Annotated in this window: 16 protein-coding genes; 13 read left to right on the forward strand and 3 right to left on the reverse strand. The window is 50.3% G+C overall.

Features of this window, described 5'->3' with window-relative positions; all coding sequences use genetic code 11:
* The first annotated feature begins 1 nt into the window (after position 1).
* The 6 genes from EJL91_RS13755 to EJL91_RS13775 all read left to right on the forward strand — a co-directional run bounded on the left by EJL91_RS13755 (position 2) and on the right by EJL91_RS13775 (position 9,522).
* Positions 2–1,006, forward strand: a complete 1,005-nt coding sequence (locus tag EJL91_RS13755; RefSeq protein WP_125142530.1) for an ABC transporter ATP-binding protein — start codon at positions 2–4, stop codon at positions 1,004–1,006.
* Positions 1,006–2,064 carry an ABC transporter ATP-binding protein gene (locus EJL91_RS13760; RefSeq protein ID WP_206429500.1) on the forward strand — a complete coding sequence of 353 codons (1,059 nt, stop codon included), beginning with the start codon at positions 1,006–1,008 and terminating at the stop codon, positions 2,062–2,064. The genes EJL91_RS13755 and EJL91_RS13760 overlap by 1 nt, the downstream gene beginning before the upstream one ends.
* Positions 2,065–2,192: 128 nt before the next feature.
* Positions 2,193–3,917 (forward strand): peptide ABC transporter substrate-binding protein, encoded by a 1,725-nt coding sequence (locus EJL91_RS13765; protein ID WP_125142532.1) that lies wholly within the window; start codon positions 2,193–2,195, stop codon positions 3,915–3,917.
* Positions 3,918–4,675: 758 nt separating this feature from the next.
* Positions 4,676–5,971 (forward strand): group II intron reverse transcriptase/maturase, encoded by a 1,296-nt coding sequence (ltrA, locus tag EJL91_RS13770; RefSeq protein WP_125142533.1) that lies wholly within the window; start codon positions 4,676–4,678, stop codon positions 5,969–5,971.
* 675 nt (positions 5,972–6,646) lie between these two features.
* The gene (locus EJL91_RS25140) at positions 6,647–6,772 is read left to right on the forward strand and encodes a hypothetical protein (protein ID WP_279230045.1); all 126 of its coding nucleotides are present in this window, start codon (positions 6,647–6,649) and stop codon (positions 6,770–6,772) included.
* Positions 6,773–6,870: 98 nt separating this feature from the next.
* Positions 6,871–9,522 carry a cation-translocating P-type ATPase gene (locus EJL91_RS13775; protein ID WP_125142534.1) on the forward strand — a complete coding sequence of 884 codons (2,652 nt, stop codon included), beginning with the start codon at positions 6,871–6,873 and terminating at the stop codon, positions 9,520–9,522.
* A 68-nt stretch (positions 9,523–9,590) separates the two neighbouring features.
* Here EJL91_RS13775 and EJL91_RS13780 read toward each other — a convergent pair whose 3' ends face one another.
* Positions 9,591–10,226, reverse strand: a complete 636-nt coding sequence (locus EJL91_RS13780) for an MntP/YtaF family protein (RefSeq protein WP_125142535.1) — start codon at positions 10,224–10,226, stop codon at positions 9,591–9,593.
* 171 nt (positions 10,227–10,397) lie between these two features.
* Here EJL91_RS13780 and EJL91_RS13785 point away from each other — a divergent pair, with 171 nt between their 5' ends.
* Both EJL91_RS13785 and EJL91_RS13790 read left to right on the forward strand, forming a co-directional pair.
* On the forward strand, positions 10,398–13,136 hold the full coding sequence (locus EJL91_RS13785; protein ID WP_125142536.1) for a transglycosylase domain-containing protein: 2,739 nt from the start codon (positions 10,398–10,400) through the stop codon (positions 13,134–13,136).
* Positions 13,137–13,151: 15 nt separating this feature from the next.
* Positions 13,152–13,541, forward strand: coding sequence for a metal-dependent transcriptional regulator (locus tag EJL91_RS13790; protein WP_125142537.1), 390 nt, complete (start codon positions 13,152–13,154; stop codon positions 13,539–13,541).
* 142 nt (positions 13,542–13,683) lie between these two features.
* Here EJL91_RS13790 and EJL91_RS13795 read toward each other — a convergent pair whose 3' ends face one another.
* On the reverse strand, positions 13,684–14,295 hold the full coding sequence (locus tag EJL91_RS13795; RefSeq protein ID WP_125142538.1) for a DUF4397 domain-containing protein: 612 nt from the start codon (positions 14,293–14,295) through the stop codon (positions 13,684–13,686).
* Between the two features lie 188 nt (positions 14,296–14,483).
* On the opposite strand from EJL91_RS13795, the gene EJL91_RS13800 reads away from it, so the two are divergent.
* From EJL91_RS13800 to EJL91_RS13810, 3 genes are all read left to right on the forward strand, one after another.
* Positions 14,484–15,770, forward strand: a complete 1,287-nt coding sequence (locus EJL91_RS13800; protein WP_125142539.1) for a Na+/H+ antiporter NhaC family protein — start codon at positions 14,484–14,486, stop codon at positions 15,768–15,770.
* A gap of 36 nt (positions 15,771–15,806) precedes the next feature.
* Positions 15,807–17,132, forward strand: coding sequence for a sodium-dependent transporter (locus tag EJL91_RS13805; RefSeq protein WP_125142540.1), 1,326 nt, complete (start codon positions 15,807–15,809; stop codon positions 17,130–17,132).
* A 199-nt stretch (positions 17,133–17,331) separates the two neighbouring features.
* Positions 17,332–17,823: a DUF6465 family protein gene (locus tag EJL91_RS13810; protein ID WP_125142541.1), complete on the forward strand. Its 492-nt coding sequence runs from the start codon at positions 17,332–17,334 to the stop codon at positions 17,821–17,823.
* 167 nt (positions 17,824–17,990) lie between these two features.
* Here the strand turns inward: EJL91_RS13810 and EJL91_RS13815 are convergent, their stop codons facing one another.
* Positions 17,991–18,743 carry a MerR family transcriptional regulator gene (locus EJL91_RS13815; RefSeq protein ID WP_125142542.1) on the reverse strand — a complete coding sequence of 251 codons (753 nt, stop codon included), beginning with the start codon at positions 18,741–18,743 and terminating at the stop codon, positions 17,991–17,993.
* A 225-nt stretch (positions 18,744–18,968) separates the two neighbouring features.
* Here EJL91_RS13815 and EJL91_RS13820 point away from each other — a divergent pair, with 225 nt between their 5' ends.
* Positions 18,969–20,033 carry an ISL3 family transposase gene (locus tag EJL91_RS13820; protein ID WP_243125265.1) on the forward strand — a complete coding sequence of 355 codons (1,065 nt, stop codon included), beginning with the start codon at positions 18,969–18,971 and terminating at the stop codon, positions 20,031–20,033.
* Positions 19,981–20,781 (forward strand): transposase, encoded by an 801-nt coding sequence (locus EJL91_RS13825; RefSeq protein ID WP_164516771.1) that lies wholly within the window; start codon positions 19,981–19,983, stop codon positions 20,779–20,781. Before EJL91_RS13820 ends, EJL91_RS13825 begins: the two co-directional genes overlap by 53 nt.
* The last annotated feature ends 370 nt before the right edge of the window (positions 20,782–21,151 follow it).

Consider the following 21,151-nt stretch of genomic DNA (forward strand, 5'->3'; position numbering starts at 1 on the left):
AATGAGCGAGTATTTAGTAGATATAAAGAACGAACGCCTTTCTTTCTTCACCCCGGCCGGTGAGGTAAAGGCATTAAACGACGTCTCCATCCATCTGAAGGAGGGCGAGGTTTTGGGAATCGTAGGCGAGTCCGGTTCCGGTAAATCCGTTACCGCGTACAGCCTGATGGGACTGACCGCATATCCTGGAAAACTGATCGGCGGCACCCTGGAATTCAACGGACACCGTATTGATGAGATGAGCGAGAAACAGATGAGAAAAATCCGAGGAGAAGAGATTTCTATCATTTTCCAGGATCCGATGACCAGCTTAAATCCCGTATATACCATAGGAAACCAGATTTGTGAGATGGTTCTTTTACATACAAAGAAGTCGAAACAGGAGGCAAGGGAGAGGGCAAAAGAGCTTCTGACACTGGTTGGAATTAATGAACCGGAGAAGAGGCTGAAACAGTATCCCCACGAACTCTCAGGCGGTATGCGCCAGCGTGTCATGATTGCCATCGCACTGGCCTGCGAGCCGAAGCTTTTGATTGCCGATGAGCCGACGACGGCTTTGGACGTTACCATTCAGGCCCAGATTCTGGAGCTGATGATGGGACTGAAGGAGAAGCTGGGCATGGCCATCATCATGATTACTCACGACCTTGGCGTAGTGGCCAGCATGTGTGATAAAATTGCTGTCATGTATGCCGGAAAAGTGGTAGAATATGGTACAACGGACGATATCTTCTACAGTCCGTCCCACGAATACACAAAGGGACTGTTACGGAGCATTCCGAAGCTCAATGAAAAAGAGCACAGCCGCCTTGTCCCGATCGAAGGGAGCCCGGTCGATATGCTGAATCCTCCGGCAGGATGTCCTTTTGCACCAAGGTGTGATTCCTGTATGAAGATCTGCCTGCGCCAGATGCCGGAATATACCGATCTCTCGGATATTCATTACAGCGCCTGCTGGCTGCTTCAGAAAGCAGAATTTGAAAAAGCACAGGGAGGTAATAAGTGATGGAAGATAAGAAATTAGTTGAGGTCCAGAACCTGAAGCAGTATTTCCCTGTTGCCAGCAGTAAGATGTTTGAGAAAAAAGTGGTAAAGGCCGTGGATAATGTGTCTTTCTACCTCAATAAAGGAGAGACGCTGGGATTGGTTGGAGAGTCCGGCTGCGGAAAGACGACGACAGGACGTACGCTTCTGCGTCTTCATGAGCCGACCAGCGGCCGTATCCTCTATGACGGGGAGACTATTTTCGACAGCGGCGACGTGCCGGTGTACGGGGAAGACGGAAAGCCTCAGATGGCGGACGGAAAACCGGTATACGGCAAAAAGACGGCGGTCAACATGCTGCCCTACCGCCGGAAAATGCAGATTGTATTCCAGGACCCCTATGCAAGTCTGGATCCGCGTATGACCGTGGCCGACATTGTAGGAGAGGCCATTGATATTCATAAACTGGCATCAGGAAAGAAGGACAGACAGGAGCGCATTATCGAAATGCTGCGCCGTGTCGGCCTTAACTCCGAGCATGCGAACCGTTACCCTCATGAGTTCTCCGGCGGACAGAGACAGCGTGTCGGCATTGCCCGCGCACTGGCCGTGAACCCGGAATTCATCGTCTGCGATGAGCCTGTATCGGCTCTGGACGTATCCATCCAGGCCCAGGTTGTCAACATGTTTGAGGAACTCCAGGAGGAGATGGGCCTGACCTACCTGTTCATTGCCCATGATCTTTCAATTGTAAAGCACATTTCCAACCGAATCGGTGTTATGTACCTGGGCAATCTGGTGGAGCTGGCCGACAGCTATGAGCTGACGTTCCACAGCGTCCATCCATATACAAGGAGCCTGATTTCCGCAATTCCGGTTGCGGATCCGAAAGCCAGCAGGGAATCGAAACGTATCGTGCTGAGCGGTGACGTTCCAAGCCCGGTTAATCCGCCGTCCGGATGCCGGTTCAGAACGAGATGCCCGTATGCGGATGAGCAGTGTGCGGCACAGGAACCCGTATGGCAGGAAGTGTCCAAGGGTCACTATGCGGCCTGCCACCACCTGGATCGGGTAAACTAGTAAGCGGCTGCCAAGAAGCAGCGGAGAGGAATTATGCCGCTAAAGGGAGTCTATTTTATGCAATTAACCGACAGACCGTCGTCTTTCGGCGGGAAGCCGGTTAAAATATAAATCCAAAGGAGGATATTATGAAGAAAAAAGTAGCATTACTGGTAGCAGCAGCTATGCTTTCCACCACAGTTCTCGCGGGCTGCGGCGGCGGTTCTAAGGGAACTGACACGACAAAGGGAAGTGAGCAGGGAAGCGAACAGGGGACAGCAGCAACAGGTGAATCAACAGGCGGGGTGGACATTGCAGTCCAGATCGGACCTGATCCGGAGACTCTTGATCCGGCGTTAAACTCCGCAATTGACGGAGCCAACATGATTATCCACGCATATGAGACGCTTCTGACCTTCGATGAGGAGAACAACATTGTGCCGGGACAGGCAGAATCCTTTGAAGTATCAGATGACGGCTTAACCTACACATTCCACCTTCGTGACGGCTTAAAATGGAGCGACGGTTCCGACCTGACGGCAGAGGACTTCGTATATTCCTACAAACGTCTTGCAAACCCGCTGACAGCGGCTCCATATGCTTACGACATGCTGAATGTAGTAAAAGGTTATGACGCAATCATGGCTTTAGGCGAAGATGCAACAGAAGAAGAGTCACTGGCTGCAGTAGACGGACTTGGTGTATCTGCACCTGATGCAAAGACATTTGTTGTTGAGCTTGCAAGCCCATGTGTTTATTATGACAAGATTTCCGCTTTTGCCGTACTTAGCCCTGTAAAGAAAGACATCATCGAGGCGAATGGCGATCAGTGGGCAATCAATCCTGAGACATATGTCGGAAACGGTGCACTCAGAATGAAAGAATGGGTTCCGGGATCCTATATCCTTTATGAGAAAAACCCATACTACTGGGATGCAGACAGGGTTACTGTCAATACTGTTAAATTCGTATTAATGGAAGATGCCAACGCATCTTACAGTGCATATAAGACAGGCGAGATTATGATGGCAAAAGACATTCCTTCCGAGGAAGTTCCAAGCCTGGCAGGAACAGAAGATTTCCATATTGCTCCAATCATGGGAACCTACTATATTTCCTTTAATCTTCAGAAAGCGCCGTTTGACAATGCAAAAGTGCGTGAGGCATTAAGCCTTGCAATCGATCGTAAATATATTGCCGAGACAGTAACACAGGGAACATATTCTCCAGCTACCAACTTCGTAGGTCCTGGTGTTTCTGATGTCGAGGCAGGTTCTTCTTTTGAGGAAGTTACAAGAGCAAACAACGGCGGCGATTTCTTTAACGTAGATAACTACGAGGCCGATCTTGAGAAGGCAAAACAGCTTCTCGCAGAGGCAGGTTATCCGGACGGACAGGGATTCCCTACCATCGAGTATATGACAAACGAAGCTAAATACCACAAACCAATCGCCGAGTATTTACAGAGCGCATGGAAAGAGCTTGGAGTTAACACAGACATCAAGATCGTTGAGTGGTCTACCTTCACACCAACCCGTCGTAACGGTGACTTTGAGATCGCACGTAACGGCTGGGTATATGACTACGATGATCCATCCAACATGATCAACCTGTTAGAGACAGGCAACGGCAACAATGATGGTAAATACAGCAATCCTGAATTCGATGCCCTTGTTAAAAAAGCACGTGAAACAGCTGATAAGGAAGAGCATTATAAACTGCTTCACGAGGCAGAGAACCTGGCATTAAAAGACAGCGCTATGGCGCCTGTTGCATACGAGAATGACTTCTGGGTACAGAGCCCGAAATTAAAGGGTACATGGCATTCTCCTTACGGATACTGGTACTTTATGTACGCTACGGTTGAAGAATAAATGAATGAGACTCCCCCAGTCTGCATGATGTGCAGCCCCGGGGGAGTTTTTTTGCGCTTTAGCCGGTTGAGTCCATGGGGAAGTTGAGATGCGAGGACGCCTCTGTAAGACGGCGGACGGGGTGGTGGGAGGGGGGGGATGAGTCTTCAGTCCCGGTTTGTAGGTTGTCGTGAAGGGGAATCCAGGAGAAAAAATTCCTACGGGGACTCGCTCCCGCTTGTGGAATGCGCAGCGGATGCTAGTGCGCCCAGAAAAGGGTGTGATATTTAACAGGTGGAAACCCTGTCCGGCAAGGTGCTAACCACACCACCGGTAGCGAGTCTTGGGCTGACAACAGTAATGCGGCCAGTTAAGCGTAGACAGCCAGGTAATAGGGTTGAGTGATAGAGCACCGAAACGCTGTGAAAATCCAGCAGGCCGACGCTTTTAGTGTAGTGGAAGGCAATATGTGGGCTTATCGATAGGGTGAGATTTTCCACACTGCTGCGGTGTCCGAGAGCCAATCATGTTATACAATGATATCATGTCAACTGGGGAGAGCCTGCCGTCTCCCCTCCTTGTGTGGGGAAGGGGTATGCCGACCGGAAAGGGAGGCAAACGGGTGGCAGGCAGTCGGAAGGCCGAATAGTACCGAAAAGGCGGGGAACCGCACCGCTAAAGGGAAGTCGAGAAGGGGCCGGGGAATCCTCCCGGCGCTGCCTTATAAGGCAATATCAAAGAGGAAACATCAACTGCACACAGAGGTAGGAGAAAAAAAGATGGAAACGAAATTGGCGAGAATATCACAGATGTCAAGCGAAAATCCGGACATGGTATTTACGTCCATCGGGCATCTCATCAACAAAGAGCGGTTGACGATCTGCAATGAAAAGATGGAAGGAAAGAACGTAGTGGGAATCGATGGAGTGAGCAGAGCGGAATACGAGAAGAAGCAGGAAGGGAATCGGGAAGAGCTGGTACTGTGGATGAAAAAGAAATCGTATAAGCCAAAGGCAGCGAGAAAAGGGGAGAGGCCGAAGGAGAGTGGGAACACGAGGCCGCTGAGTATCTACTGCGATGAGGATAAGTTGGTACAGGAAGCGTTAAAGGAACTGCTGGAAGCCGTGTTTGAACCCCATTTCTATGAAGAGATGATGGGATTCCGTCCGGGAAGAAGCTGCCATCAGGCAATAAAGAAACTGAACGGGATGCTGGAACGGGAGAAAACGAATTATGTACTGGATGCAGATATAAAATCCTTCTTTCAACATCTTGACCATGACTGGATTGTACGGTTTATAGAATCCAAAATCAAAGACCCAAATATCACGCGCCTGGTAAGGAGAATCCTGAAGAGTGGAATCCTGGAGGATTACCAGTACCATGAGACCGTGGAAGGAAGCTGCCAGGGCTCCGAATGCTCCCCGGTGCTGGCAAACCTGTATATGCATTATGTGCTGGTATGGTGGTTTGTGGAGAAGGTGAAGCCGGGGATGAAAGTCTACTGCGGCCTGGTGGTGTACGCCGATGATTTTGTAGTGTGCTTCCAAGATAACGAGGAGGCGGAAGAATTCTATGAACGGTTGAAACGTAGGCTGCTGCACTTTGGTCTGAGCCTGGAAGAGGATAAAAGCCGCCTAATCGAATTCGGTAGGTATGCGAAGGAACGCAGCCAAAAAGAAGGGAAAAAGGCGGGGACATTCGACTTTCTGGGCTTTACACACTACTGTAGCGAGAACCGGAACGGGAAGTTCAGAGTGAAGAGGAAAACCAGTAAAAAGAAGTTGGCGAAGAAGAGCCGGGAAATGAACGCGTATATGAAGCGGAAGAGACATGAAGACCCCAAGGAGCTCATCAAAAAGCTGAACGAAATTTTAATTGGATACTACCATTACTACGGAATCACAGATAATAGCCGAAGTATCTGGTGTTTTTATGACCGGGTAAAAAGACGGCTGTACTACTGGCTGAACCGAAGAAGCCAGAGAAACAGCTATACGTGGGAGGGATACAGGGAGTTGTTAAAACAGTATCCCCTCAAACGGCCAAAAATCTATGTCAACGTATACGCATGATAGAAGTGAACGATGCGCCTTATAAAGAGCCGGATGCGGGAAAGCCGCACGTCCGGATTTCTGTGAGGGGTGTGCCCTGTAAGGGGCACATCTACTCGACGCTTCGTGTAAGACCTGCCACCGCACGCTTTTGCACTAAGCTCGATAGGACCTCGCTAAGTGCTCAATGTGTCAGCAAGCACCGGCGGATTCCAAGGTCCCCTTCGGAAAGTTTTCTCCTTCCTTCCCCGGGCACGTTGTCGGCGGGACTGAAGACTCAGCGGAGGTTATTGCCCCGTCCGCCGGCTTCAGGGGCTGATTGTCTCTTTCGTCAAGTGTGGTGGTATTGTCGCGGCCACGATATAGTCGTAACTATTTTAGATTTTGATGATATCCTGGGATGCATAAAAAGAGTATCAGAATAAACACTCTAGATTATAAGTTTACATAGTCTCATAGTGAACAGGATGTAGTTCTCAGGCATTCTTATAGAAATGTAGTGGCAGCGACAAGCGCCTCCCCCATTGAAGAAATAGGACAGAGCAGCCGCCGCAGGCCAGGGACCGGGCCGCTATCCTGGCTGAGCCTTTCGTCCCGGCCATAACCTTCCTGAGGGGAAGAAGGGAGAAAAAGATTCCGGAGGGAACCTGGGAGTTCATTGGTACTTACCGAGGTTTTTTCGAGGTTAGTACCATTATGTACTCCAACGAGCGCAAGCGTTTCCCGGAGGAACTTTTTCTGCCCGGATTCCCCGCCCACGACACCCTGACGCCCGGGACGAAAGACTCATCGATTCCCCTCACCCCCCGGCCCCTGGCCTGACGGCGGCGTCCTCATTTCTCAATCAAATCTTTAGTATATTTCCTCCCCCCAGGGCATATTGTGAGATAAGACAACCTGTCACAGAAAGGGAGAGATAGATGTACGAAAACAGAACAATCGAAGAAGTGTGCAGACAGTTTGAATGCAATGGCCGGACAGGTCTTACACAGGCAGACGCCGATGAACGCCTCAGGCATTATGGGAAGAATATGCTGAGGGAGGCAAAGAAAAAGACTTTAATACAGAGATTTGCAGAGCAGCTCTGCGATTCTCTGATTTTTGTTCTTTTTGCGGCTGCGGCGATCTCGATTATGCTTCATGAGTACAGTGATGCCGTAATTATTCTGGCTGTGGTGGCGATGAACGCCGTGGTAGGGGTGATTCAGGAGGGAAAGGCGGAGAAGGCGCTGGAGTCTCTGAGGAAGATGACGAAGCTGGAAGCGGTGGTAATCAGGGACGGCAGGGAACGGATCATTCCGGCGGAAGAGCTGGTGCCGGGTGATCTGGTGATGCTGGACGCCGGACGTCAGGTACCGGCCGATTTGAGGCTTGTCCAGGGAGCCAATCTGAAGATTGAGGAGTCGGCCCTGACGGGGGAATCCGTTCCGGTCTCCAAGAGCAGCACTTTTATTGCGCCGTCGGAGGTTCAGGCGGGAGACAGAAAGAACATGGCGTTTATGACGTCCTACGTGACAAACGGAAGAGGCACAGGTATCGTCATTGCTACGGGCATGGATACGGAGATAGGAAGAATTGCCGCATTAATCCACGAGGCACCGGAGGAGGAGACGCCGCTGCAGAAACGGCTCTCGGATCTGGGGAAGGTACTGAGCCTGACGGCCGTTTTCCTGTGCGCTCTGTTGTTCGCGCTGGCGGTGATCCAGAAGAGGGATGTCATGGAGATGCTGATCACTGCCATTTCCCTTGCCGTGGCCGCGGTTCCGGAAGGTCTTCCGGCGGTCGTGACGATTGTGCTGGCGCTCAGTGTGACAAGAATGGTAAAAGCCGGTACGATTGTGAGACGCCTGCCCTCTGTTGAGACGCTGGGAGCGGTCAGCGTAGTGTGTTCCGATAAGACGGGGACGTTGACGAAGAATGAGATGACGGTTACGGCCTGCTATCTGGACGGCCGGATCAGGGAGGCCCCGGCCATTGAATATGGGAAGACGGGAAACCGGCTGCTGACCTGTTTCTGTCTGTGCAACGACGCGACGGAGGATACGGGGGATCCGACGGAGACGGCCCTCATCCGTTTTGCAGAGACCGGCGGGATCCGGAAAGAAAAGGAGGAGAGGGAGAAGCCAAGACACGGTGAGCTTCCTTTTGATTCCGACAGGAAGATGATGACAACCCTCAATAAAGAGGGAAAATCTTACGTTTCTTACACAAAAGGAGCCCCGGATGAGGTTCTGAAACGATGCAGCATGATTATGAAGGACGGAAAGATACAGCCCCTCGAAAGCAGGGACAGAAAGCGGATTCAGGACGCCATCACGGAACTGTCCGGCAGGGCCCTCCGCGTTCTGGCCGGGGCAATGGCGGAGGGCGTTTTAAAGCCGTCGGAGAAAAATCTGGTATTCCTCGGAATGGCAGGCATGATTGACCCTCCCAGAGAGGAAGCCAGGGCTGCGGTGGAGGCGTTTAAACGGGCGTCGGTGAGAACGGTAATGATTACGGGGGATCACGTGGATACGGCGCTGGCGATTGCAAAGCAGCTTGGAATTGCGGAGGATAAGGAGCAGTGCATATCCGGTGAGGAACTGGAGCGGATGGGGGACGGTGATTTGAAGAAACGGATCAGAAATGCCGCCGTTTTTGCCAGGGTTTCCCCCGATCACAAGGTCCGGATTGTCAGAGCTTTAAAGGGGGACGGTAATATTACCGCCATGACAGGGGACGGAGTAAACGACGCGCCGTCACTTAAGAGCGCCGATATTGGAATTGCCATGGGAAAAACGGGTACGGACGTGGCAAGGCAGGCCTCGGACATGATTTTGACGGATGATAATTTTGCCACAATTGAGAGGGCGATTGAAGAGGGCAGGGGGATTTATGAGAACATTAAAAAGTCGGTTATTTTCCTGCTTTCCTCCAATTTCGGAGAGATAGCGACGATGTTTGCGGCTATTGCCGTGGGGATACCGTCACCGCTCAAATCCAGCCATATCCTGTGGATTAACCTGATTACAGACTCCCTCCCGGCTCTGGCTCTGGGAGTCGATAAGAATGACGGCAAGCTCCTGATGAAGAAACCGCCCAGGAAACCGGGGGAGAGCCTTTTTGCAGGAGGAGGCTGGTTCTATACGGTATTTTATGGACTGCTGATTGCAGCAGTCAGCCTGGCGGCATTTTTCCATGTGCCCTGGGAAGTAGTGACAGGAAGAGGACTTCACTTCTCCATGTCGGCGTTGTCGGCGGTGCTGAAGGAAGAGCCGGTGCTCTGCAGGGCACAGACTTATGCATTTACCGTGCTTGGGTTGTCTGAGCTTTTCCATGCCGTGGGAATGCGCAATGTGGATGTATCGGTTTTTAAAAGCGGTCTTTTTACAAATCCTCTGATGCTTGTGGCTTTTGCAGCAGGCCTTTTATTACAGTTTGCGGTCACGGAAATCCCGTTTTTAGTTACGGCATTCAGGACCTCGGTTCTCTCAGCCGGAGAGTGGAGCTTTTTGCTGCTTCTGGCGGCGGTTCCCTTGCTGGCGCATGAAGTCATCGTTCTGGTGAAATCAATAGGCAGCAGAGAAGAGTGACGGAGACGGCCGGAAGAGAAGAACTGTGTCCGGGAAGGAGAATGCGGGAGGAGAAGGAAAACCGCCCACTATAAGAGTTTTCCGATGGCCAGCCCGATTAAGAGCAGACCGCTGAGCCAGGATAAATCGAGGCTGGAACGTTTGGCGAGTATCCGTCCGAGCCCGCTTCCGATGAGGACTGCGGCTGTGTTGAGAACCAGGGACAGGATGATAGTGAGCGGCATGTGGGTGACCATCATGCCGGCGCCAAAGCCGGCCGCCGCACTGTCTAGAGAGAGCGCCAGGCCGAGGGACAGAGCCTCCGCAGGAGAAAGAACCGCGATGTCCTCCCCGTTGGCTGCCGACGGATCGGCATAGACAGTCAGGATGAAATTCAGCTGTGAGATGGAAAAGCAAACCTTCCGTTCAAAAAACTCTGATTTCCTGATTACGGATTTGATCGTGCTGTCGAACAGTTTGACAAATCCCAGAATAAATAAAATCAGGAAGCAGAGTAGGGAGGTTGCCCTGGCAGGTATCAGGCTGCCGAACCCCTTGCCCAATAAGAGAAAGAGGACGAGAATCCCGGTGGACAGCGCTGTGATGACAGCTACTGAGGCAGCCGGGATTTTTACGCGGTCTGTTCCATAAACAAAGCTGGCGGCAAAAGCATCCAGCGACAGGGCGGTTATCAGCAGAAAGAGTTGGGGAAAGGTGGTATTCATGGATAATTCCTTCTAAAAATTCCTGTTATTTTATACTATTCGTGAAAAAACAGGCGGTTACAGAAGGAAGTTTTGGAATTAGTGGTTGTTCTTTAAGATGAAATCTCCTATAATGGTAAGAGACATGCTCTGCCTGCGGCAGAAATATACTGATGACAAAAGGGGTATGAAATGGAAGGTAGAGAGGAAGGCATACTGGATAACACTCAGGAAATTAAAACAGAGAATATGCCGGAAAATAAACCGGGTAGCCAGTCTGAAGCTGCTCAGAACCAGCAGACAGAACACGTTTCGGAAAGCCGAGCAGTGAATGAATCAGATAACCGGACGGAAGGCGGACGGGAAGGCCAGCCGGAGGGAACTCAGCCGAATACGCCGGCCACTGGCGGACAGCAAAGACAGCGGAAGAGCAGAAAAGATAAAAAACATGAGATAAAGCAGCAGAAGAACCTTAAAAAGCAGGAAAAAAAGAAAAAGGAGGACAATTCCAAAGGTCTGTGGAGATATATAAAGATTGTGTTCCGTTCTATGTTTAAGGTCCTTAAAGTCATGTTTATGACGCTGTTCATCATATGCGTGTTAGCCCTTCTGGCGGCAGCCGGGATTGGGGCATACAAGGTCTATCCGATGTATAAGGAATACAAAACCCAGGTGGCTGGGATTGTGGAGGCCAGCACTCTTGATACGTTCCGCCTGCAGGAGGCCAGCTTTATCTACGATGCCAACGGCGACGTTCTGGCGAAACTGACCGGGGATGAAGATTCCAGTTATCTGCCCTATGAGGAGATACCGGAATACGCGGTAAACGCTTTTATTGCGATAGAGGACAGGACATTCTGGGACAATTCGGGAATCGATCTGAAGGGGATTTTCCGTGTTGCCATTAACTACTTTAAGACGGAAGGGGAAGAAATGCATGGAGCCAGCACGATTACCCAACAGCTTGCACGAAACAGGTTCCTGACAAGGGAAGTCTCCATTGAGCGTAAGGCTAAGGAGATGCTTGTCGCCATGGATCTGACGAAGAAGTATACAAAGAAACAGATCATGGAATTTTATATCAATGATATCAGTTTTGCCAATACATATTACGGCCTACAGGCGGCGGCCAGGGGATATTTCGGCATGGATGCCGGGGATTTGAGCCTCAGCCAGATTGCATATCTTTGTGCGATACCGAACTCGCCGTCGTACTATAACCCGTACAAGCATCCGGAGAACGCGATTAAGAGGAGAGACAAGATCCTGGGCGATATGAAGGATATGGGATTTATCTCGGAGTCGGAGTATACGGAAGCGCTGAATGAGACTATCAACGTGCAGAGGCAGAAGACGCCGATGAGAAATTATGAGACGACGTATGCTATTGACTGTGCAATCCGCTATCTGATGCGGATGGACGGATTTGAATTCAAGTACGGTTTCCAGGATAAGGAAAAGTATGTGGAGTACAAGAAACAGTATGAAGAAGTCTATAATCAGGAGAGGGATAACCTCTATACCGGCGGTTATACTATCTACACTTCCCTGGATCCCGCCAAGCAGCAGATGCTGCAGGAATCGGTGGACAGCGTCCTGACCTTTGACGAAGCGGTGGCGGCCAACGGAATCTATTCCCTACAGGGAGCTGCGACCGTGGTTGACAACAGCAACAACAAGGTGGTTGCCATCGTAGGCGGCCGGAGCCAGGAGACGGATACTTATACGCTGAACCGTGCATTCCAGAGCTTCCGTCAACCGGGAAGTACCATCAAACCGCTGATCGTCTATGCACCGGCTTTGGAGAACGGATATAAATCCACGACGATGGTGAAGAACATCAAGGTGGAGGACGCCAAGAAGAAGGATGCAGTGGTAAAAGATCTGCCGGGTGACATGATGCCTCTGAGGACCGCGCTTGAGAAGAGCCGGAACGGTGTTGCATGGTATATCTACGACGACATTACACCGGAGCTCGGGATGTCCTACCTCACACAGATGAGATTTGACAATATCGTTCCCGACGACTATTATCCTGCTTCGGCTCTCGGCGGATTTACATATGGAGCCACAACGGAGGAGATGGCCGGAGCGTATGCGGCCCTGGCGGACAGCGGACGGTATAAGGAACCGACCTGTATCATGAAGCTGATCGACAATACGGGAAAAGATGTTTTTGAAGAATATCCGGTTATCCAGGTTTATCAGGAGAATACGGCCAATGTGATGACGGATATCATGAAAGGCGTTATCTCAAGGGGTACGGCCGCTTCGATGGGCTGGAGAGGTGATATAGAGGCTGCCGGTAAGACCGGTACGACCAACAGCAGTAAGGACGGCTGGTTCTGCGGCATGACGCCGTATTATACGGTTTCCGTGTGGGTAGGTTATGATCAGCCGAAGATGCTGTCGAACCTGTACGGCGCAACTTATCCGGCATCTATATGGAAGAAAGCGATGCAGCAGCTGGTGGACGGCTTGGAGCCGGCGTCATTTACAAAGCCGGGACCGGAGACTGGGATCGGAGACGGCAGCGAGTATCTGCCGGGCCGTGACGATGACGAGATTCTTTCCGAGGGATATACGGTAGGCGATTTCCGCAGGGATCACGCGCTGGCCGATACAGCACAGGAACTGATAGATCAGATGAGAAAATCAGGCTCCAGCACGAGAAAACAGCTTAAAGGCGAGGCCGAAGCCCTGATTAACCAGATCAGCGGAACTACGCTGAGAAACAGGATGACGGGAATTCTGAATTCATCGGGAAGCAGCTCGGGAGGAGCAGCGCCGCCGCCTGTCCTGCCTCCGGCCGAAGTGCCGACGCAGGAGGAAACACCGCCGGAGACGGTTCCTTCCGGTCCTGGAAGCGATACCAGTAACAAGGGGAAACAGGATATACCGCAGGGTCCTGCGATGGAGATTGTAGAATAAAGAGGAGAGGTTATTTTGAAAATACAGCAGTCAGCAGAAGATTACCTGGAGACAATACTTGTTTTAAGCAGGCGCAAACCGATGATACGCTCTATCGATATTGTGAATGAACTGGGGTATTCCAAACCCAGCGTCAGCATTGCGATGAAGAACCTGAGAGAGAACGGTTACATCTCAATGGATCATGAGGGATATATCACGCTGGAGCCTTCCGGCCGGGAGATTGCCGAGACGATTTATGAGCGTCATACGATGCTCACCGATCTGCTCGTTGCGCTCGGCGTGAGCAGGGAGACAGCGGTTGAGGATGCCTGCAGGATTGAACACGTTGTAAGCTCGGAGAGCTTTGCGGCAATCAAGAAGCATGTGACGGAGAAAACAAACCCGTCGCCGGGAAATAAGTAAAAGTGAGAAGCATGATTCGTGTACTTTTCGCCACCTTCAGTAAAAACGGACAGAACCCTGATTATTTCAGCGTTCTGTCCGTTTTTTGTCGAAGGCGGCGACCTGTTCTAGAAGCGCACTCATGCCGGGCGCGACTGCCATTTTAAGCGGTTATAATCTGTACGGAGAAGTTGTTTACTGTTCCGAGGATAGCCAGTGTATAGCTGTTTCCGCCGCGGAACTGAACGCCTGTGTCGATAATCGGAACGCCCGGATTCGTTCTTCTGTAAATAGTCAGCCGGTATACGCCCGGAATAATGTGAAGGTATCTTGTATAATTCATGTAGTCCAGATTCGACACGACGAGGCGTCCGTTTAAGTAAATGTCAAGGGGTTCACGGATGGCCGATGCATTGTAGAAGCGTACATGGGCAATATCGGAGGTCGTGGAGAAGAATGGAGAGAGTGTTCCCCAGGTCCAGAGAATTCCGGTTGGGGAGTTTGGCCATACCACTGTACCGGTACAGTTAATGCAACCCTGATTGTTGTTTGAAGGGAGAGAAGGGGTTACAGGTCCGATGGGGCCGAAACCGGGAGTAGCCGGAACGTCGTTTCCGCCGCCGGGAAGAGAAGGGGTAGACGGGCCTTCCGGACCGAAGCCGGGAGTGGCCGGAACGTCATTTGCATTTCCTGTGTCCGGGACAGAAGGAGTAACGGGACCTTCCGGGCCGAATCCGGGGGTTGCAGTCGTATCGTCATAGTTGTAGGTTTCCATATATCTGATACCTCGCTTGTTTTTTATATATTATTATATGGAAGGAAGAGAAAGAAGTTCATAGGTAACAGAAAAAAGAGAGAGATATTTCTATTGAAACAAAAGCTCAGATCATATATAATTATGTACTATAATGTCTGGTTATATCAGATATAGCTTTTACTTACTAAATAAACAGGGGGATTTCCATGAGTCAGAGTGAAAATAAGGGAAGAGCGTCGGCGCTTCTTCCTATTATCGTGTTTCTTTTAATTTTTCTTGGATCAGGATTTATAACAGGGGACTTTTACAGTATGCCTGCGATTGTAGCATTTCTGATAGCGCTGGTGGTGGCCTTTGCCCAGAACCGCAGCCTCAAATTTTCTGAAAAAATCAAGCTGGCGGCAGCGGGAGTCGGGGATGAGAACATTATTACGATGTGCCTGATTTTCCTTGCGGCAGGCGCTTTTTCCGGTTCGGTTAAGGCGGCAGGCGGCGTGGAGAGCACCGTGTCGCTGGGACTCTCCATTATGCCGTCAGGAATGGCAGTGGCGGGTCTTTTTGTCATCGCCTGTTTTATTTCTATTTCCATGGGTACGTCTGTGGGAACAATCACGGCGCTTGGCCCTATTGCCGTGGGAATCAGCGATAAGACCGGTTTTTCCCTGGCGCTCTGCGCGGGAGCGGTGGTCGGTGGAGCGATGTTCGGCGACAACCTTTCTATGATTTCCGATACAACGATTGCGGCGGTGAAAACACAAGGCTGCGAGATGAAGGACAAGTTCCGCGAGAACTTTATGATCGTGCTTCCGGCAGCGGTAGTGACCGTGATTATTTTCCTTGTTTTGGCAGGGAAATCAGAGTATGACGTGGGAGCTCTTTCTTACAACATATTCAAGGTTCTTCCGTATCTGGTCGTGCTCATAGGCGCCCTTGCAGGAATTAACGTCTTTATTGTGCTGATATCAGGGACTGTGCTCTCCCTTATTGTGGGACTGGCTACCGGGGCTTTCGGTCCGGCGGAGATGTTTGTACATGTGGGAGACGGAATCATGGGGATGTATGATATTACCGTTATTTCTATGATTGTAGCCTGTATCGTGGCCCTGGTGAAGGAATATGGCGGTATCGATTTTGTGCTTTCTGTCATTCGCAAGAGAATTAACAGTGAGAAGGGCGGAGAGCTGGGAATTGCCGCTCTGTCGCTGCTGGTGGATATGTGTACGGCCAACAACACGGTTGCCATTGTAATGGCCGGCCCTATTGCAAAAGAAATCAGCAATGACTTCGGTGTGACTCCCAGGCGTTCGGCATCTCTCCTGGATATGTTCAGTTCCATGGGACAGGGGCTGATTCCTTACGGCGCGCAGCTTCTGGCGGCGGCCAGCCTGACGGGGCTTACACCGTTTGACATTATACCATACTGTTTTTATCCGATATTAATGGGAGTCAGCGGACTGGTTTTCATTTTTATTAAAAAGAGACAGCAGGGATAGAATGCAATTTAATGAGAAAGTAAGAGGACACAATTTATGAATACGAGAAATCAATGGGCCAGCAAGCTTGGCTTTATCATGGCGACGGCAGGCGCTGCCATCGGCCTTGGAAATCTGTGGAAATTCCCTTATCTGATGGGAAGAAACGGCGGGTTTCCATTCCTTGTCGCCTATCTGGCCTTTATTGTAATCCTGGGACTGCCGGTCATGATGACGGAGATGTCTCTGGGAAGAAAAACGCGCCATGATCCGGTGCAGGCCTATGCTGATATTGATCCCCATGCAAGAATTGTGGGAATATTCGGCACACTGGCGGCTTTTATCATCTTAAGCTATTATAGTGTCATCGGCGGCTGGATTATCAAATATATAATCAGCTACGGCACAACACTCGCGGCTCCGGCCGATTTTACCGCGTTTATCAGCACCGAAGAGCCTGTTATCTGGCACTTTGTCTTTATGGCGATTACGACGGCGATCTGTTTCTTCGGTATCAGCGGTATTGAAAAGGCCAGCAAATTTATGATGCCTCTTCTTTTTGTTCTTCTGCTCATCATTATCGTGAGAAGCGTGACGCTTCCGGGAGCCTCGGAAGGCCTTAAGTTTATTTTTTCTCCGGAGGGATCCGGATTTAGTTTAAGTTCGGTCAGCGCCGCCCTGGGACAGGTTTTCTATTCTCTCAGCCTCTGTATGGGTATTACCATTACATACGGCAGTTACCTGAGTGAGAAAGAGAATATACCGAGAAGCTGTCTTTCCGTTGCCGGCCTTGATACGGCGATTGCCATTCTGGCAGGCGTTGCCATCTTCCCGGCTGTATTTTCCTTCCATCTGGAGCCAACCCAGGGACCGGGACTGATCTTCGGCACGCTGCCGATGGTATTTGCCGAGATAAAGGGCGGTCCACTGTTTGCTTTCCTGTTCTTTGCCCTTGTGTTCTTTGCGGCGGTGACGAGCGCAATTGCCCTCCTGGAGGTGCCTGTATCCTTTGCAATCGACACACTGAAGTGGTCACGGCGCAAGGCAACCCTTGTGATAGGAAGCGCTATATTCCTTCTGGGAATTCCCAGCGCTCTCTCCTTTGGAATGCTTGGGGATGTCACAATTCTGAAATACAGTGTTTTTGATTTTATCGGTGTGATTACGGATAATATCCTGCTTCCGCTGGGCGGGCTGACGATGTGTTACTATGTGGGCTGGAAGTGGCATCCCGAGTATCTGATTGGTGAGATAGAGAGAGACGGCGTTCCATTCAAACTGAAAAAGCTCTGGATTATCGCAATTCGCTTCATTACTCCAATTTTGGTTGGTATTGTTACTTTAACAGGTTTTTGGCAGATTTATTTAGTCATATTTAAATAAAAACCAGGACCGAAGACACATAAAATGACAAAAAAATCCAGGACTTACAAGGCTTTTCCAGGACAAGCCTGTCGAATGCAGACCTCCCTGAGGTTGACAAAATGCGAAAATGGGCTTATAATTCCCTCAATCGACAACAACAGATTAAAGCATCAGAGCAGTTGGGTTTTATCAGAGTTGATTTGAGGAGGAAAAGCAGATGGCAGCAACAAAGAAAACTGAGACAAAGGCAGCAGTTGTAAAAGAAACTGCAAAACCTGTGGCTGAAGTGAAAGCAGCAGCGCCGGTAGTACCTGAGATGAAGGAAGAAGCTAAGAAAGAAGTTGAGATAGCCCCGGAAACGAAGGCAGAGGCACCGAAGAAAGAGGCTGCACCAAAGAAGGTAGCTGCACCGAAAAAGGAAGCCGCTCCAAAGAAAGAAGCTGCACCGAAAAAAGAAGCCACGGCTAAGAAGGCTCCGGCCAAGAAAGCCCCGGTAAAGAAGGAAGTAAAAACCGCTGTATACATACAGTACGCCGGAAAAGAGGCAGAAGCGGAGAAGCTCGTCGCAGCAGCTAAGAAAGCATACATAACCGCAGGACATAAAGAGGCAGATATCAAGACGGTTGAAATTTATGTAAAACCGGAAGAGAATGCAGCGTACTATGTAATCAACGGCGAAGGCTCCGACGAATACAAAATTGTTTACTAATATGATACCGATATAATACCGACATAGATGGACTTGAAAAATGATAAGCGCCGTTTTGCATGATGCAGACGGCGCTGTTATTTTTCCTAGAGAAAGGCGGTAGGTGTCCGGCAGACGTTTCCAATGCTCTGAGGGCGATGCTCTGTGCCCGGCAGCGGCGGGAGTTCTCAGTCCAGCAGTTCTACATAGGCTTTAAGGTAGTCAATGCGTTTTATCCCTACCGTTTCACTCAGGAGAAAATTGGCCAGAAGAATTCCAGTGTTATGTTTCTGCTGAAGGATTGCGAGCTTTTCGGAAATGTTATTTCTATAGTTTTCAGAGGCAATTTCCTCTATGAGGAAGACGGCAAAACGGCCGTCTTTTTCTTTTTGCCAAACCAGATCATCACCCTCCTCTGCGGCAGGGACAATAATTCCCCTGATATCATTCTTATCATGATCCGGGTCATGGGAATCCATGCAGCGTACATAGAGCGAGGGATTGCGGGTATACCGTATCAATTTATTGCGGTCACTGTACTCAAATCGGACAACCGTGTCAAAGGGTACGCTCTCATACGTGTAATCCACTGATTTTAAATCGTGTATACTTTTAATATGTTCACTTTTCAGGCAGGCGGATTCATACATCGCCGTATACATTCGGATCTTCTCCTCCAGGGTTTCCCTGACGGAGGAGAGGATCTTGTCATAATCTTCGAGGCCAAACTGATTAAACCGTCCCATCTGCCGTACCGGCATTCCGAGATTCCGGTAAAATGCGATCTCTGCGATATTCGTCAAATCCTTGACCGTGTACTGCCTGTAATTGTTGTCGGCTTTCTCAACGCTGAAAATCCCCTTGTCCTGCCAGAAGCGCAGGGTGGATTCAGGAATGTCCAGGAGACGCGAGACTTCGCCGATGGAGAGAAGTTTTTCCATAAAGGGGTCCTTTCTGTGGGTGGGTGAAAAATGAGGACGCCGCCGGGACGGCCGGGGTTCGGGATGGTGGGGGAGGTTGTGAGTCTTCAGTCCCGGTTTACAGGTTGTTGCGGGTGGGGAATCCGGGCAGAAAAAGTTCCTGCGGGAAACGCTTGCGCTCTTTGGAGGCTCTTCCGCAGCTATGGACAGCCGTGGTATAATGGTGGTAGAAAGAAGGGATCTTTTATGATGAAATATAAGGAACTGGAAAACTGCCCCCTAAAGTTTGACGAAAACCACTTTATCTATGAGTGGCACGACGATGGCTCCACCCTGCACCTCTACCTAAAATCCAGGTCCCACCCTTGTGCCTGCCCCGATTGCGGCGCCCTGTCGTCTACCCTAAATTCGGCTTATACCCGGACCCTTCAGGATACGCCCATCCGAGGCAAGCACACACTCCTTCATGTCAAATCTTATAAATATAAGTGTACTAATCCGGACTGTCAACGGAAGGTCTTTGTAGAACCCCTTCCCTTCGCAAGACATTCCCAAACCAGGACGGACGCCCTGAACGCAATGATCCTGGACGCCTTTCTTGCCGGAAATGCCGAAGGCAGCAGCCGCAGGCTGGCCCAAATCGGGGTAAAGGTCAGCGGGGATTCCATCTTGCGGCTTGGCAGCCGGTTTCAGCTGCCGGATGATCCGGAGGTGACTTCCATCGGAGTGGATGAGGTCGCGATCCGAAAAGGGCAGACCTATGCGACGGTTATTTATAACGCGCAGACCCATCTGCCGCTCGCTCTTTTTCCAGGGCGTGACGGAGCCTCTTTGAGGGAATGGCTTCTGGCCCATAAAAAAGTAAACAAGGTGGCCCGGGACCGGGCGAGCGCTTACTCGGAAGCAATCCGCCTGGCCCGCCCGAACTGTATCCAGATAGCCGACCGTTTTCATCTCTTGCAGAACCTGAGTACCGCTCTTTCGAAACTTGCTAAAGACGAAATACCGGACCATCTTTATCTAAAGGACGGAGAGATTCTGAAAAAACGGCCTGAAAAGATCTGGGTTGAACGGACCATCGATCCGGCTAAAATGGCCTCTCTGCACTATGATAACGCCTGCCCCTTAAAAACGGACGGGACGGAGCTTGTTTTCGACAGCCAATTCCATCGTCTGAGCGACGCGGTTCGGAAAAAACAGGATGAAGCCATTAAAAAAAAGCGAACGAATCCGTGCCGTACAGGAGAGGTGGGCCCAGATGGAAGAAAAGAAGATCCGCCCTCTGATGGACGAGTTCCACATGAAATATGAGACAGCAAACCGATATATCCATATGACAGAGGAAGAAATCATGCGCCTGGGCCGGAGAGAAATCCGGAAGGAAGGTTCGAAGGTAGCCGCCTATTCCAACCTGATTTACAAGATGATCCAAAACGGTGAAAGTGATCTCACGATTTATCAATACATCAGGTATCAAGGATACAGTGGGAGCCTGAACACGATATGGGATTACATTCACTGCCTAAAGGAAAATAACTTTCCCGGCTGGAAACAGAGCAACGCGATCTGTGCGTATCGCTCTTCTGAGGCAGAAGGGGTGATCCGTCTCAGCCGGGGACAGGTGGTAAGGTACTTGTTGACGGTCAATGCGAAAACCAAACGGGATAAAACAGTGCAGAAAAACAGTTCCGCCATCCAACAGGCCTATCCCATTACATCAGAAATCCATACCATGTACCAAGAATTCCATAAAATCCTGATGGGATCCAATGAGAAAGAATTAGCCCCGTTCATCCGGAAGTATGAGAAGAGCCGGATCCAGCCCTTTTGTGAAAGCATAAAAAAAGACATAGACTCAGTGAAAAATGCAATCAGGAATCCGGAAAGTTCCGGATTTGTGGAAGGGGGAAACAATCAATTCAAACTCACGAAACGGAATGAATATGGAAGAATGAAACTGGAAAGCCTGTTTAAAAAGTTTTGCCTGTCCTTTCTAGAAAAACGGCCCGGTTTCGATCTCAACCAGCTACTGCTGACTCGTTTTGGTTTTAAAGCTTAATGTCCATAGCTGCGGAAGAACCTCTTTGGAGTACATAGTGGTACTAACCTCGGAAAGACCTCGGTAAGTACCAATGAACTCCCAGGTTCCCTCCGGAATCTTTTTCTCCCTTCTTCCCCACAGGAAGGTTATGACCGGGACTGAAGACGCAAAGGTTTTCGCCCATCCCAAACCCCGGCCGTCCCGGCGGCTGACTGTCCTGATTTTTTGAGAAAGGGGTATTGTCTCAGCCGCCAAGTAGTGGCAGCGGCCCTACCGGTGTCCCTGAAAGGAATCAGGAAAGTATAGAGTCTGCGAACCGGGTTGGGGTGGGCAGTAAATTACGCGTCTTCAGTCCCGGACATAGTCTGCCTGTGGGGGAGGAGGGAGA

This window comes from Clostridium transplantifaecale (assembly GCF_900626075.1).
In the GTDB taxonomy this organism is placed as follows: domain Bacteria; phylum Bacillota; class Clostridia; order Lachnospirales; family Lachnospiraceae; genus Otoolea; species Otoolea transplantifaecalis.